General features: G+C 61.0%; 12 protein-coding genes. 7 read left to right on the top strand and 5 right to left on the bottom strand.

Features of this window, described 5'->3' with window-relative positions:
• Nucleotides 1-204: 204 nt before the first annotated feature.
• Nucleotides 205-915 carry a pirin family protein gene (locus ABD837_RS01005; protein WP_345049225.1) on the top strand — a complete coding sequence of 237 codons (711 nt, stop codon included), beginning with the start codon at nucleotides 205-207 and terminating at the stop codon, nucleotides 913-915.
• Between the two features lie 102 nt (nucleotides 916-1017).
• On the opposite strand, the gene ABD837_RS01000 is transcribed toward ABD837_RS01005, so the two are convergent.
• From ABD837_RS01000 to ABD837_RS00990, 3 genes are read right to left on the bottom strand one after another with little or no spacing between them, the layout of a single operon-like run.
• Nucleotides 1018-1461 carry a hypothetical protein gene (locus ABD837_RS01000; RefSeq protein WP_345049222.1) on the bottom strand — a complete coding sequence of 148 codons (444 nt, stop codon included), beginning with the start codon at nucleotides 1459-1461 and terminating at the stop codon, nucleotides 1018-1020.
• Nucleotides 1462-1488: 27 nt separating this feature from the next.
• Nucleotides 1489-2508: a hypothetical protein gene (locus ABD837_RS00995; RefSeq protein WP_345049220.1), complete on the bottom strand. Its 1020-nt coding sequence runs from the start codon at nucleotides 2506-2508 to the stop codon at nucleotides 1489-1491.
• Nucleotides 2509-2529: 21 nt separating this feature from the next.
• The gene (locus ABD837_RS00990; RefSeq protein WP_345049218.1) at nucleotides 2530-3231 is read right to left on the bottom strand and encodes a hypothetical protein; all 702 of its coding nucleotides are present in this window, start codon (nucleotides 3229-3231) and stop codon (nucleotides 2530-2532) included.
• A gap of 655 nt (nucleotides 3232-3886) precedes the next feature.
• Between ABD837_RS00990 and purU the strand changes: the two genes are divergently transcribed.
• From purU to ABD837_RS00960, 6 genes are all read left to right on the top strand, one after another.
• Nucleotides 3887-4720: a formyltetrahydrofolate deformylase gene (gene purU, locus ABD837_RS00985; protein WP_345049216.1), complete on the top strand. Its 834-nt coding sequence runs from the start codon at nucleotides 3887-3889 to the stop codon at nucleotides 4718-4720.
• 94 nt (nucleotides 4721-4814) lie between these two features.
• Nucleotides 4815-5231, top strand: coding sequence for a pyridoxamine 5'-phosphate oxidase family protein (locus tag ABD837_RS00980; protein ID WP_345049214.1), 417 nt, complete (start codon nucleotides 4815-4817; stop codon nucleotides 5229-5231).
• A 173-nt stretch (nucleotides 5232-5404) separates the two neighbouring features.
• Complete coding sequence (locus ABD837_RS00975) at nucleotides 5405-6100, top strand: SIR2 family NAD-dependent protein deacylase (RefSeq protein ID WP_345049211.1); 696 nt, start codon at nucleotides 5405-5407, stop codon at nucleotides 6098-6100.
• A gap of 194 nt (nucleotides 6101-6294) precedes the next feature.
• Nucleotides 6295-6849, top strand: a complete 555-nt coding sequence (locus tag ABD837_RS00970) for a metal-dependent hydrolase (RefSeq protein ID WP_345049206.1) — start codon at nucleotides 6295-6297, stop codon at nucleotides 6847-6849.
• Between the two features lie 66 nt (nucleotides 6850-6915).
• The gene (locus ABD837_RS00965; protein WP_345049204.1) at nucleotides 6916-10686 is read left to right on the top strand and encodes a BamA/TamA family outer membrane protein; all 3771 of its coding nucleotides are present in this window, start codon (nucleotides 6916-6918) and stop codon (nucleotides 10684-10686) included.
• 271 nt (nucleotides 10687-10957) lie between these two features.
• Nucleotides 10958-11947, top strand: a complete 990-nt coding sequence (locus ABD837_RS00960) for a Ppx/GppA phosphatase family protein (RefSeq protein ID WP_345049203.1) — start codon at nucleotides 10958-10960, stop codon at nucleotides 11945-11947.
• 382 nt (nucleotides 11948-12329) lie between these two features.
• Here the strand turns inward: ABD837_RS00960 and ppk1 are convergent, their stop codons facing one another.
• Complete coding sequence (gene ppk1 / locus ABD837_RS00955; RefSeq protein ID WP_345049201.1) at nucleotides 12330-14699, bottom strand: polyphosphate kinase 1; 2370 nt, start codon at nucleotides 14697-14699, stop codon at nucleotides 12330-12332.
• 56 nt (nucleotides 14700-14755) lie between these two features.
• On the bottom strand, nucleotides 14756-15139 hold the full coding sequence (locus tag ABD837_RS00950) for a RidA family protein (protein WP_345049199.1): 384 nt from the start codon (nucleotides 15137-15139) through the stop codon (nucleotides 14756-14758).
• Nucleotides 15140-15152 lie beyond the last annotated feature (13 nt).

The raw sequence follows: 15152 nt of genomic DNA, 5'->3' as shown, positions 1-15152 counted from the left end.
TTTATAAGCCCGTTATGCCGAGCGTAGCCGAGGCATCTCGCGTGCCGAAGTAATCCAACCGCTGCGAGCAAGATGCCCCGGCTGCGCTTGGCACGACGGGCTTCATTGTTCGACGCTTTTTCCGTCCGCAACACCCCTAAAAATCACCCGAAACCGCAGGCCCCTCTCGGAGTTTGTGTTTCAGAACGAACTCCCCGCTTTCGTATGAAAACCCGCCTCACCCGCGCCGCCGAGCGCGGCCTCAAAGACATCGGCTGGCTGAAAAGCCACCTCTCGCTCAGCTTCGGCCCTTTCCCCGACCCCGAGCGCAGCGGCTTCGGCCTGCTCCGCGTGTTCAACGACGACGTGGTGCAGCCCGGCGGCGGCTTTGGCATCCACGGCCACGCCAACATGGAAATCATCTCGGTGATGCTGGCCGGCAGCATGAACCACAAGGACACCCTCGGCTACACCGAAGTGGTGCACCAGGACTGGGTGCAAATCATGAGCGCCGGCTCGGGTTTGCGCCACGAGGAGCACAACGTGGGCGACACCGACGTGAACTTCCTGCAAATTTGGATTGAGCCCAAGCTCCAGAACGTGGGCCCGCGCTACCAGCGCCGCCAGTTCCCGGAAGACAAGCGCCAGAACCAGCTCATCCCCATCGTGAGCAACGAGGAAGGCCAGGCCCACTGCTGGATAAACCAAAACGCTAAACTCTCCCTCGGCTACTACCCCGAAGCCCAGACGGTCGACTACACCTTCCGGCCGCTGAACAAGCTGCTGTTTCTGTTCGTCATCAGCGGCAGCGTCACGGTGGCTGGCCAGGCCGTGGGCACCCGCGACAGCCTCGGCATCTGGGAAACCGACCACGTCAGCATCGAAGCCGCCGCCGATACCCGGTTTCTGTTGATAGAGTGCCCGATTAATCATTAAGCCTTAACTCTCAAAAGGCCGCTACCCTCACTCAAATAAGGGCAGCGGCCTTTTTTGCTTTGAGCCCGATACGAAAGGCAAACAGCTAGTCGAGCAGGGCCCTTAAACGGGTTTGGGCTTTGAGACAAAAAAGGCCCCCAAGGCTAAGCTGAGTATACTTTGGACGGCGGTGAGCATGAAGCTGACCAGTTTGAGGCTGTCTATTAGGGCGCGTGTTCCATTGGCTTGGTTTAGAATGCCCACCACCACGGCTCCCAAAAGACAAAGGCCGTACACGAGCGACAACCACCAACAGAGCCGGTAATAAAAGACGCTGCTGAGCGCCGGAGAATCCGCCGCGCCCTCGGCGGCACTCAGCGTGCCCACCATTAAGAGCAGCGTGGGCAACAAATAAGGGCTGTACCATTGCCAAATGGCGCCGGGGTCGGTGAAGCGGCCTTGCAACGTGTTGTAGCCGAGCAACAATGTTGGGAGTGCGGCCATCGCAAACCAGAGCGTGGTGATGCGGCGTTGCGCCTGCAGTTTTGTTATGGTATCGGTAGGCATACGGGGGGCAGTGGGGTTTTAGGCGGCTTATCTACACCCGGAAGAAGGCAGAATTCTAGCCAGAACCATGTGATTGCAACCCGTGATGGGACAAGAGGCCGTGGGAAGCGCTCGGAGGGAATCTTCTTTCATAAATTCATAAATCAGCGCCGTGACCCGGCAATTGGGCGGGCACAGCTGGCTCCCGACTGCGGCATCTAAAAAGAGGGGGCCCTGATGGTACCACGTCGTTGCGCGGTCCTGCGCAAGTGGTTTCTGGGAGAACGTGACATTGCGGGGGGTGACCACGAAAATCATCACCCGGAAATACCCTTTCCGGGTGATGACCAAGTCCCGCAACAGGCCCATCAGTTGTTCTCCGCCCACCGCGTTGGACAGCCACCGCTGCGCCTGGGGCAGAGGCCTGGCATCGGCGGTGGTTTGTTCGAGCCGAGTAATGACCGCGAATCCATCGGGAATGGAATAATGCTTGGGGGTATCGTAGCCAGCATTGGTGAGCGCGCTGCTCAGCTTGTCGTCGACGTCTCGGAAGGTTTTCAGCCCAGCCAAATAGGAAGCTGGAAAGGGAAACACGGAAGTGGGCGGGGGCATGGGCCACGGAAGTGCCGGCTGCGCGACGACGACAATTCCACCCGTACTCAGCGTGTCGACATACTCCACGAACAACGTGCCCAAGGGCAACTCGCGGGCTTGGCCTGCGGCGAGAACGGGCAAGGCCAACGTTCTTTCTTGCGTGCTCACTTTTTTGCCGTATTTCGAGATGGAAATCTGAATTGTTGCCGGCAAATACTTCCGGACCACCGAATCGGACACAGACACGCGAAAGCGTCCTTCCGTGGCGCTTGGAGCGGAGAGAAGGGGCCCCAGGCCCGCTATTTGCACGTCGACACCCGGAATTACGGAACTACTGTCACGGGACGAAACGACCTGCCCCGTGATAACCCACGGTGCCTTGGCTGGTGCCTGTGCCTGCGTCGGCAGCGCCAGCCAAAGAAATGCCAGCAGCGGGGCCCAGCCGAAGCGAAGGCGGCTAAAAGATGGTTGCATGACTATTCGACGGGAGGTTTATTAGGCGCCTGCGGGTTTGGACTCACTGGTTCCATCTGCCACAGGGGCCGGGTCGCGCACGTAAGCGCTGGCTTTGGTAGCGTTGCGGGCCTGGTAGTGGTCGTGGCCGCGGGCGCAAAGATTGGCGCAGCGGGTATCGAGGGCGTTGTAGGCCTGGGTGCGCGCGCGGGTGCCTTCTTCGCGGGTTTGGTCGGCGTCGAGGAAGTTTTTCTGGGCTTGGCGCAGGGCGTCGTGCGCGGTAGGCAGGGCAGCAAGGCGGGCTTGGTTGAACCCTTCCTGCACGGTTTTGGGGTCGGTGAGGTAGGGCGTGGCGGTGGTCGGCGCGTCGGCGAGCAGGCCCAGCACGTCGGGCACGGAAGCGTCGGCGAGGCGGGCGGCCCCGAAGCGCTTGAGCTGGGGCGACGTGTCGCCGTAGGCCCGGCGCACGGGGTTCAGCACGTCGCGCAGCGCGATGCGCCCGGCTTCGTGGGCGGCGTCGCGGGTTTCGCGCAGGGCCACGCGGGTGTATTCGAGGACCTCATCGGAGGGCATTTTCTCAAATTCGGTGATGGCCGTATCAAAGCCGTCGAGGTCGGCGGCGGTCACGCCTTCGGCCTGGAGGTCGGTCAAATCGAGGCGGGCCTGGCCCACACGCTGGCGGCAATCGGCCACCAGGTCGGCATCAGAAAGGGCATTTTGGCGGGTTACTTCGCGGTCTTTCATGCAGCAATAAATTTAGGTAGTTAAATATGGCAGCATTGCCGGGCCGAATGTAGAACAAAAGCCCGCAACTGCCTCATTCCTACTGCTGCCCCGGCCCTACAGCCTCCCGCCCCTGCTGACGAGCCCGGCGCGGCTCCTGACGAGGCTTCCGAGGCCTCGGAAGCCTCGTCAGGAGCGTCGGGAACCGTATCAGGGGCTCCGGGAGCACCGTCGGCTGCCTCGGAATGCGCTTACCTGTCTTCGCGCCTCACCTCCTTTGTGCGCCATGCTTACTTGCCGGCCGCGTCGTGGTCGACCGCCCCGGCTGGGCCGCCAACGGCGGCGTGGCCCCCCCCCCCGGGCTAGCCCCATCCTTGGTACTCACCCCGAGAAGCCTGCTGGCGGCACTTGACCGGTCCGGTCCGACCGCCTTAGGCGGTCCGACCGGTTGAAGAACCCCCGGTTTCGCTCCGCCAACAACCGGTCGGACCGCCTAGGGCGGTCGGACCGGAGCAACGACCGCAGTTTTGAGTAGGGACAAGTGCCGCAGCAGCGGGCTTTTCGCTGGGTGCCGGTGGAAAGTTGTTTACCCCGAACCCCCGCCGCTACGCACGCGCCGTCCCGAAGCCTTGGGCGGCAGCGGCTACATTTACGCCTCCCGCTTTCCCCTTATTGCATGGCGCAGTTTCTCCTCATCCATTGCCCCGACGAGCCCGGGCTGGTTTATAAAATCACGGGGGTGCTCTTTCGGCATAACCTCAACATCCTGCGCAACGGCGAATTCGTGGAGCGCGAAAACAGCCAGTTTTTCATGCGCACCGAGTTTGCCGGCGACTTCGAGCCCGCTGTGCTGCTGGCCGAATTGCAGGCCCTGCTGCCCGCCGGCTCCAGCATCCGCTTCTCCAGCAACCACCCCAAAGACATTGTGCTCATGGCCACCAAGGAGCACCACTGCCTCAGCGAGCTGCTGGTGCGCCATGCCTTTGGCGAGCTCAACGCCCGCGTGCTGGCCGTCATCAGCAACTACGAGGTGCTCGGCGACCTTGCCCGGCGCTTCGACATTCCTTTTCACTTCATCCCGCATCAGGACAAAACCCGCGAGGCCCACGAAGCCGAAGTGCTGGCCGCCCTGGCCCAGTACCGGCCCGAATTCGTGGTCCTGGCCAAGTACATGCGCATTTTGTCGTCGGAATTCGTGGCCCACTACCCCAACCGGCTCATCAACATTCACCATTCGTTTCTGCCGGCGTTTGTGGGGGCCAGTCCCTACGCCCAGGCCTACGAGCGGGGCGTGAAAATCATTGGCGCCACCGCGCATTTTGTGAACGAGCAGCTCGACCAGGGCCCCATTATTTCTCAAAGCGTCATCCCCATCGACCACACCCAGAGCGCCCGCGAAATGGCCCAGGCCGGCCGCGACGTGGAGAAAATCGTGCTGGCCCGCTCCCTCAAGCTGGTGTTCGACGAGCAGGTGTTCGTGAACCGCAACAAGACGGTCATTTTCGATTGAGGAAATCTCGGGTCGCCACCGGCAGGGCGCCCGATAACTGCGGCCACTGGCTCGTCGTACGCTGCTCTCACTCACCTCTTCTTCCCCAACCCTCATGGCCGAAACCACCCTCAAAGCCCTCGCCGCCAAAATGGCGAAGCTCGACATCACGATGCTCACCACGCACACCAGCCGTGGCAACCTCAGCACCCGTCCCATGAGCAACAACGGCGACGTGGAATACGACGGCAACTCCTACTATTTCACCTACGAAGGCTCCCGCACGGTCAGCGACATCACCGAAAACCCGCACGTCAGCCTTGGCTTTTCCGGCCCCGACTACCTCTATGTGTCCGTGGTAGGCACTGCCGCTCTCATCCGCCAAAAGGCCACCCTCGAAAAGCACTGGCTCCCCGAGCTGAAGCGCTGGTTCAAGGACGGGATTGATACGCCCGGCATTGTGCTCATTCGCGTGCAGGCCAAGCGCATCAAGTTCTGGCACGGCGAAGAAGACGGCGAGATAACGTTGTAAGCAAATCACATTTAAGCAGAACGTCATGCAGAGCGCAGCGAAGCATCTCGCGTGTGGTAGCAATCCTTTTTCAACGATTGGTTTTATTGCAAGCGAGATGCTTCGCTGCGCTCTGCATGACGTTCCTTCTACTCCCTAATAGCTACTCAATACACCCTACTTACTGCTAACCCATGAAACACCTCGTTGTGCTCACCGGCGCCGGCGTCTCGGCCGAGTCCGGCATCCGCACCTTCCGCGATTCCAACGGCCTCTGGGAAGACCACCGTGTCGAAGACGTGGCCTCGCCCGAGGGTTTTGCCCGCAACCCCGCCCTGGTGCTGGAATTTTATAACCAGCGCCGGGCCCAGGCCCGCACCGTGCAGCCCAACGCCGGCCACCTGGCCCTGGCCGGCTTCGAGGAAGAAACCGGCTGGCGCGTCAGCATCATCACCCAAAACGTCGACGACCTCCACGAGCGTGCGGGCTCCTCGAACGTGCTGCACCTGCACGGCATGCTGAACCAGATGCGCTCCGTGGCCGACGACACCACCGCCTACGACTGCCCCGGCGACATCAAGCCGGGCGACCTTGCCCCCGACGGCCACCAGCTGCGCCCCCACATCGTGTGGTTCGGCGAGATGGTGCCCGCCATCGAAGAAGCCGCCGAAACCGTGAGCACCGCCGATGCGCTACTTATTGTGGGCACCTCGCTGCAGGTGTACCCGGCCGCCGGGCTGCTGCACTACGCCCCGGCCACCTGCCCCGTTTTCGTCATCGACCCGCAGCAGCCCGAAGCCGGCCGCCGGGGGGTGCGCTACATTGCCGAGCCCGCCAGTACCGGCGTGCCCAAGATATTAAGCGAGCTTGCCGGCTCTCCTCTCACCTAAGCCACTGCATGCCCCCTTTCCCTGAGCGCACCTTCTGGCGCGAATTCTGGCCCAAAGCCCTCATCATTGCCGGCGCTGTCCTGGCCTTATGGCTGCTGGAACATTACGGCTTTATTCGCCGCTGGTAATTCACTTCCTGCGCTGGTTCGCCGGTTATCCGGTGGGCGAGCCCCTTGCTTTTTGTTGCTTGTATAATGGCTTCTGCCTTCGCCCATGCTGCCCTGGGGGCTACTCTCGGCAAACTTCTGCTTCCCCACCGTCGGCATTGGCCCTACTGGGTTGCTGCCGGCATCTGCGCCGCGCTGCCCGACGTTGACTCGGTAGGCTACCGCCTCGGCGTGCCGTACGACAGCCTCTGGGGCCACCGGGGCCTCACGCATTCGCTGCTGGCGGCCGCGGTTGTGGCCCTGGTGGGCACGCTGGCGAGCCGGTTGGCCAGCCCGAGCCAGCGCCCGGCGGCGGCCCGGCTGGCGCTGCTGTTGTTTCTGGCCACGGCCTCGCACGGCCTGCTCGATGCCATGACGACCGGTGGGCTAGGCGTGGCTTTCTTCAGCCCCTGGCATCTGGAGCGATATTTCTTTCCGCTCCGGCCCATCAAGGTATCGCCGCTCAGCATCCGGGCTTTTTTGGGTGCGCGGGGCTTACGGGTATTGGCTAGTGAAGCCATTTGGGTGGGGCTGCCGTGCCTGTTGCTGTTGCTGCTGCAGCGCTGGGGGCGCGCGAAGCCAATCGGTACCGCAGAAAACTAGCTGCACAGTAGGCCGAACACATACTTTACCCTGCGTTCTGCGTATTCTGGTGCATACCCATTCTTTATGCGCCTTCTATTTCTTTCCGCGCTGGCTGCGCTCGGACTTACCACTGGTACGCTTGCTGCCCAAACCGCGCCCCCGGCCCACACGGTTTTTCTCTTGGGCAATACCGCTCAGACTGAACTGCCCGCTGCCCGCCTCAAGCTGCTGCGCGCCACGCTGGAGCAGCACACCGGCCCCTTCACCGTGGTGCATTTGGGCGACATCGTAGGCAATGCCGGCCTGGTGGCCAAAGGCGACACCACCCTGGCGCAGGCCGAGCGCGACCGCGCCGATGCCCTCATTGCGTTGGTTAAGGGCCTGCCGCAGGGCAAAATATACTTCCTGCCCGGCGATAAGGACTGGGCCAACTCCGGCCCCGCCGGTCTCAAAGCCGTGCGCCGCCTCGAGAAATACATCGAGAAGCAACTGCCCGGCCAGAATGCCTTCATTCCCACCAATGGCTGCCCCGGCCCCGAAGTAGTGGATGTGGCCCCGCTGGTGCGCCTCGTGGCCATCAATACGCCCTGGTTCACGCACCCATTCGACCGCCCCGAGGCGCCCGACACCGACTGCAGGACTCTCACCAAGGAGGAATTCCGCGAGCAGATTCAGGACCTGATTGACGGCACCAAGAACAAGAACGTGCTGCTGCTGGGCCACCACCCGGTAGTAACCAACGGCGTGTACGGCGGCCACGAGCCGCTTTCGCGCCACCTCAGCCCGCCCGTGTTCGGCACCATTTACGCGGCCTACCGCCAGAACGTGGGCACCCCGCGCGACCTGGCCAACCCACGCTACCAGGAGCTGCGCAAAGAGCTGCTGAACACCCTGCAAAGCAATCCCGGCGTGATTTACGCCGCCGCCCACGATTTCAGCCTGCAAATCACCCCCTTTCAGGGCAACTACCACGTGGTGAGCGGCAGCTTCGCCAAAAGCGAGCACGTTGGCGCTAAAGGCCAGTCGCTCTACAGCAAAAGCGAGGAAGGCTTTACCACGCTCGAATACTTTGCCGACGGCACCGTGCAAACGCACGTGGTGACGTTTGGAGCCGACGGGCATTCCATTACCGATGCCTATACCGCCACCCTGTTCCGCTCGGCCTGCGCCGATGGCGGCGACCAGAAAGCCCCTGCCAATCCCTTCATCAGCAACTGCCCCGGCGCAACCAAAACCGTAGCCGAAGCCAAGCCCGATGTGCCGTTCCAGGCCACCACCACCGTGGTACCGGGCCCGGAATACAAGCCCACCGGCAGCAAGCGCTTCTTTATCGGCGACGTGTACCGCTCGTCGTGGCTGCAACCCGTGGCGGTGCAAACCCTGGATTTGAACACCGAGAAAGGCGGCCTGCGCCCCACCGGCAAAGGCGGCGGACGCCAAACGACATCCCTCAAGCTCATTGCGGCCGACAGCTCGGAGTACGTCTTCCGCTCCGTGGACAAGGACGTGACCAAGATTCTGCCGCCCGAACTGCGCAACTCCATTGCCTCGGATGTGCTGCGCGACGTGACGGCCACGGCCAACCCCTACTCCAACCTGCCCATCAGCTACATGCTGGACCAGACGGATATTCTGCACGCCCGCCCGCGCCTGTTCCGGCTGCCCGACAACCAGCAGCTGGGCCCCTACCGCGCCGACTACGCCAACCTACTCGGTACCCTCGAAGACTCGCCCAAAGACCCCAAAGCCAACCTGCCCGGCTTCGGCGGCTCCGATGAGGTAACGCGCAGCTTCGGCCTGTTTCGCAAGCTCTACAAGGACCACGACAACAAGGTGGATGCCCCCGGCCTGGCCCGCGCCCGCGCCTTCGACATGCTGGTGGCCGACTTCGGCAAGCACGAAGACAACTGGAAGTGGGCCGGTTACAAACAAAAGGACGGCGGCACCCTCTACCGCCCCATTCCGCGCGACCGCGACCAGAGCTTCACGCAGTGGAATGGCCTGCTCACCTACCTCGCCAACCGCGAGTGGGCCGTGCCCAGCATCGAGGGCTTCAACACCGAGTTTCAGGACATGAAAAGCCTGAACTGGCCCGCCCGCCACCTCGACCGGTTCCTGCTCCAGGGCCTCACCCGCGAGCAGTGGCAGGAAACCGCCAAGTACCTGCAAGGCAAAATCACACCCGCAGTTATCGACGGAGCCACCGCCCAACTGCCGGCCGAGATTCAGGACAAATCCGGCCAGGACATCAACCGCAAGCTGAAGGCCCGCATCAAGGAGTTGCCGAAAGCAATTGATGAATACTACCTGCTGCTGGCCCGTCGGGTCGATGTGGTCGGCTCGAACAAAGGCGAGGTCTTCCAAGTGAACCGGCTGCCCGATGGCCAGATACGTGTGCAGATGTTCGACCGGGCTGGCGACAGCGAAAGCGCCAAAGGCGCGGCCCTGTTCGACCGCACCTTCAAGCCCAACGAAACCGAGGAGGTCTGCCTCTACTGCCTGGGTGGCAAGGACGTAATTAACGTGACTGGCGATGGCGGCCAGCACAGCATTCTGGTGCGCGTGATTGGCGGCGACGGCAAGGATAAAATCGCCGATAACTCCACCGCCAGTGGCCTGCGCGCCCGCACCAAAATCTACGACCTGCCCGACACCGACCTGCAGCTCGGGCCCGAGTCGGACAACCGCACCAGCACCCGCCCCGGCGTGAACGAGTACGACCGCGAGCAATTCGAATTCAACTCCTACAAGCCCAGCATCGGCCTGTTCTACAATGCCAACGACGGCTTTGGCGCCAGCGCGGGCATCACCTTCCTGCGGCAGGGTTTCCGCAAGCCGGGCTATAAGAACATGTATTCGTTCGACGTGCAGGGCAGCCTCAACGGCCTGTTCCAGCTCACGGCCAGCACCCGGCACCGCTACGCCATCGGCAAAATCGACGCGGGCGCTTCGGCCAGCTACGGCAGCTACTTCCCCTTCTACCGCTTCTTCGGGCTGGGCAACAGCACGGGCTTCGACCAGACCCTGTACGACAACAAGTTCTACAACGCCCGCTACCGCGGCTACACCGTCAACGCCTTTCTGGAGCGCACGTTTCTGCAGCGCAGCGTCATTCGAGTTGGCCCTTCATACGAGAATTACACCAGCGACTTCGGCGGCAACTCGTTTCTGGGCACCTATGAACTCCGGCCCGACGGCCCGGTGGTCGACCCGTCCATCAACGTGAGCGCCCAGCACCTGGTGGGCCTGAACGGGGTATTCGACCTCGACCTGCGCAACCGCCCCAGCTTTGCCCAGCGCGGCGTGCGTATTCGGGTGCAGCACGACACCTACACCCAGCTCACCAACAACTCCACCATCCTCAACCCCAACGGCCAGCTCCGCAACGACAAGGCCACTTTTGGCCTCACGCAAGGCTTCGCCGAATACTACGGCACCGCTAAAATTGGCTTGCCCGTGACGTTGGTGCTCAAAGGCGGCGGGGCCAAAAACTACGGACCCGACTCGGCCATTCCGTTCTATAAATTCGCCAGCATTGGCCAGAACGAAGGCCTGCGCGGCTACTACCGCAACCGTTTCAGCGGCGACGCCACCTTGTACTACAACACGGAGCTGCGCCTCGCATTGGGTCAGGTCAAAAACGGCTTCCTGCCCTTTTACTACGGCGTGTTTGGCTTCTACGACCAGGGCCGCGTGTATTATGATGGCGCGTCGCCCGGCGGCTGGCACACGGGCTACGGCGGCGGTTTCTATATCGCTCCGGTAGTTGAAACGCTGGCTTTCGCCGTATCCTACCAGAAGTCGGTCGAAAGCTCACTCATCCAGTTTGGCCTCGGTTTCCGGCTAGACAAGTAGTGGGGCCATTATTTCCTTGAGTAACGCCCGCTTCGAATTTCGGAGGGGGCGTTTCTTTGATACCTCAAGCTGGCGGCTGGCATCGCCCTAGTCCTCTGGGCACAGCACATATCGGCCGATGGCCGCGTGCCATTACCTTGAATGTGGGCCAGGTATTTTACTTAGCCTTTCACCAGCCAGCGGAAAACACCGCGTTTTGAAGGGTCAAAATCAATGCCCAAAGCACCGTCTATCGGCTTACCTTTGGGGTGAATAATCATCCCGCTCCTGCATGAATTTCCCCCTTCGCAAGCTTGCCGCCATTGATATTGGGTCCAACGCTGTTCGTTGTCAGATATCAGCAGTGCTGTATTACGAAGGCCGCTACCGCCTCAAGCGCGTCGAGTACGTGCGCTTCCCGATGCGGTTGGGCGAAGACGTATTTGCCAGCGGCGAGATTTCACCCGCCAAGGAAGAGAAATTCGTTAAGTTCCTGCACTCGCTGCGCCTGCTGATGGAAGTGCACGACGTGGCTCACTACCTCGTATGCGCCACGTCGGCCATGCGCTCGGCGGCCAACGGCGCGGCCATCGTGGCCCGCGTGCGCGAAGAGCTGGGCATGGAAATCAAGGTAATTGGCGGCGAAGACGAGGCTTTCTACATCAACCGCGTCATCGAGCACGTGCTGGAAGACAAGCGTCACTACCTGCACATCGACGTAGGCGGAGGCAGCACCGAGTTCAACATCTACCACGACCGCCGCAAAGTGGCCGCGCAGTCGTTTGAAATCGGCTCCATCCGCCGCATGCAGCAGGAAGAAAGCGGCCTGGCCGGCACTGAAGCCCAGACCGAACTGTGGGCCCGCATGGAAGCCTGGGTGCGCACCAATGCCCGCCAGTACCACGTCACGCGCGCCATCGGCACGGGGGGCAACATCAATAAAATCTACAGCCTTACCTCTTCGGCGCCCGATAAGCACATCACCCGCCGCAGCATCGAGGCCACACTCAACCGCCTTTCCGGCCTCACCATGACCGAGCGCGTGAACGTAGCCATGCTCAACCCCGACCGCGCTGATGTCATTATTCCCGCGGGACATATTTACCTGGCTGCCATGCAGTGGGCCAATGTCACCACGATGGTCGTGCCCGACATCGGGTTGAAAGACGGCATGCTGCAAGCCCTCTTCGAAGAGCATTTCGACGAGATGAACCCCGAAGGCGGCCACCCCGCCGTCCTGCCCATTCCCGATGTGCAGAACCAGCCTGCTGAACTGGAATAGCAACCGTCATTGCCGGCAAGCATGTATAGTTGTGAGCGAAATGTGGCCCCCAAGGACAGGTCTGCTCATCCGGCAGCTCTCAGCAAGTAACACGATAATATGACAAGCCCTTTTAAACGCGAAAAAGCCCCAGTACCGTACGGTGCCTTGTCCTTACCCAAAACGGCGGTTGTTGCTCCGGTCCGACCGGTTGTTGGCGGAGCGAAACCGGGGGTTCTTCAACCGGTCGGACCGCCTAGGGCGGTCGGACCGGACCGGCCAAGTGCCGCCAGCAGGCAGGCAAAGCGTTTTGGGTAAGAACAAGGCACCGTACGGTGCTGGGGCTTTTTTATACTTCAGGATTTTCCGCGTAGCGCTTCATTCATAATGACAGCCGGCGCAGTTATGCCTTCACTGCGCCCACGACCGCTTCATCAACGTGACCAACGGGCGTTGCATCCTCTTCGCACACCTCGTCGTGCTCGCCTTCGCCGAACGACTCGTCGGCATCATCCGCCGCTTCGGCTGCTTTAGCTTCAATCGCCTCTATTGCTGACAGTGCGGCGGCTTCTTCGGAAGCTTCCAGGGCAGCCGCAACATCGATGCGGCGCTGGTCTTGCACCCCGAGCAAGGCCAGCAGACCTTCGGGTGTAGCGGTTGCCAGCAGCGCCTCATCGCGCTTGAAGAAGTCCTTGTGCACGTTCACCACCGGCTCGCCGGGGGCCGGGCGCTGGCGGATGTACGCGCCGTCCTCGCGCATCACGTAGCTATTCTGGTTGTCCATCATGTTCATCATCAGAATATTGATGGCCTCGCGCCGCAGCTGCGGGTTCACAATCAGGAACAGTGCCTCAATACGCCGGTCAAACGAACGCACCATGATGTCGGCCGAGCCGGCGTACACCTTGGCGTCGCCGCCGTTGTGGAAGTAGAACAGGCGCGTGTGCTCCAAGTATTCGCCCACAATGCTGCGCACCTCGATGTTCTCGCTCAGGCCCGGCCGCCCCGGCCGCAGGCAGCAAATGCCGCGCACGATAAAGCGAATGGGCACGCCCGCCTTTGCCGCCTTGTAAAACTCGTCGATAATCTCCTTGTCTTCCAAGGAGTTCATTTTCATCACAATGCCGCTCTGGTGCCCTTTCTTGGCATGTTTCACTTCCTCCCGAATGAGGTGGATGAGCTGCTGGCGCATGTCCTTGGGCGCGGTGATGAGGTATTCGTAATCGTCGGGCTGCGAGTGGCCAGTGATGACGTTGAAGAATTCTGACACGTCGTGGCCGTACACATCGTTGGTCGTCAGCAAACTTACATCGGTGTACAGGCGCGAGGTTTGCTCGTTGTAGTTGCCCGAGCCGATGTGCACGTAGCGCGTCACCTTCTCACCTTCCTTGCGGATAATCATGAGCAGCTTGGTGTGCGTCTTGTACTTGCTCACCCCGTAAATCACGAAGCAGCCAGCCTTTTCCAGCCGCGCCCCTTCGCGAATGTTCTTCTCCTCGTCAAAACGGGCCTTCACCTCGAACAGCACCGAAACGTGCTTGCCGTTTTCCGCCGCCTTGAGCAGTGCGGCCGATACACGCGAGTCGTCGGCCAGGCGGTAGATGGTTTGCTTAATGCCCAGCACGTGCGGGTCCACCGCTGCCTGCTCCAGCAGCCGTACCATGGGCTCGATGCTATTGTAGGGGTGGTGCAGCAGCACGTCGTGGTGCTTGAGGTATTCGAACAGGTTATCGTCGGCGCCCTCGGGCAGGCTCAGCGGCGGCACCGAAGCCGGCGTTTTGGCGGCCCGGCCCCGGAAGTTGGGGTGGCGCACAATCTGCCACAATCCCTTCAAGTCTATCAGCGAATTGATGACGAAAACGTTGCCATTGTCGATGTTCCACCGCTCGCGCAGCACGTTCATCAGCACCGGCGAGGCGTTGGGCTCCACTTCCACGCGCACCACGCGGCCGCGCTTGCGGGTTTTCAGGCCCACCTGAATCTCCTTGATAAAGTCGTTGTCGATGTCGTCCGACTCTTCCAGGGTGAAGTCCCCGTTGCGGGTAATACGGAAAAGGTCGGCCGAGATAATCTCCACGTTGCGGAACAAGCGCGGCAGAAACTCGCGCACAACTTCCTCAATGGGCACAAAAATGACCTTGTCCTTGCGCGTGAGCTCGAAAAATCGCGTCAGGTTCTGGGGAATCTGCACGAAGGTGAGACGCTCCTGCCCTTTCTCCGCCTCGCCATCCAAGCCCACTGCCAAGCCGTTGCCAATGCGCGTCACCACTCCAAAGATGAGCATCTGGTTCATCATCAGCGGGAAGCCGTGGTACGAGTCGTACACCATCGGCGTGAGCAGCGGAAACACAGTGTTCTTGAAGTAGCCATCGGCTTTCTTCACTTCCAGCTCCGTCAGGTCGCTCATCTTCAGAATATTGAAGCCATTCTTCTCGAAGTTCGGCTTCAATTCATTCAGGTAGGTCAGGCTCTGGTCGTTCACGAAGCGATGCGCAAAATCGAGCAGCTTGCGCCGAAAAGGCAATTCGCGCAGGCCCGAGTAGTCGATGCGCTCCTTGCCGTAGTCGAGGTAGTTATACAACGACCCTACCCGAATCATGAAAAATTCGTCGAGGTTGGAGCTGGTGATGGCCAGAAACTTAAGCTTATCAAACAGCGCCCGACTAGAATCCTGCACCTGGTCGAGCACCCGGTAGTTAAACCGCAGCCAGCTCAAGTCGCGGCTGATGTACTTGCTTTTGCGGATAAGGTCGGAGGACTTAAAGAGCTTCATATCGGATAGTGGAATTGCAGGGCAAAATACGTAAGCCGCCGCCCGTTAATAAGCTATTACGTGGAAATAATGGCTGTGGCCTCAATTTCAACTAACAATCGCGGGTCAATCAGCGCCCGTACTTCCACCATCGAAGTTACCGGCCGGATTTCACCAAATATTTCGCCGTGCGCCCGGCCCACGGCTTCCCACTGCGCAATATCCGTCACGAACATTCGCGTGCGCACTACGTCGGCAAACGAAGCGCCAGCAGCTTGAAGAGCCTCGCCGATTTTCTCCAATATGCGCTTGGTCTGGGCATACACATCGGCTCCACCCGTAATAACGTCGCCATCCTGCGCGGTGGTGCCGGCCACTTCCACCACATTGCCCACGCGCACGGCCCGGGAGTAGCCCACAATAAGCTCCCACGGAGCGCCGGAAGAAATTAATTGCCGCATTAGTTTGGAATTG

Source organism: Hymenobacter glaciei, from assembly GCF_039539585.1.
Classification (GTDB): domain Bacteria; phylum Bacteroidota; class Bacteroidia; order Cytophagales; family Hymenobacteraceae; genus Hymenobacter; species Hymenobacter glaciei.
The sequence above is the reverse complement of the archived record's forward strand: the minus strand, read 5'-3'. Positions and strand labels throughout refer to the sequence as shown.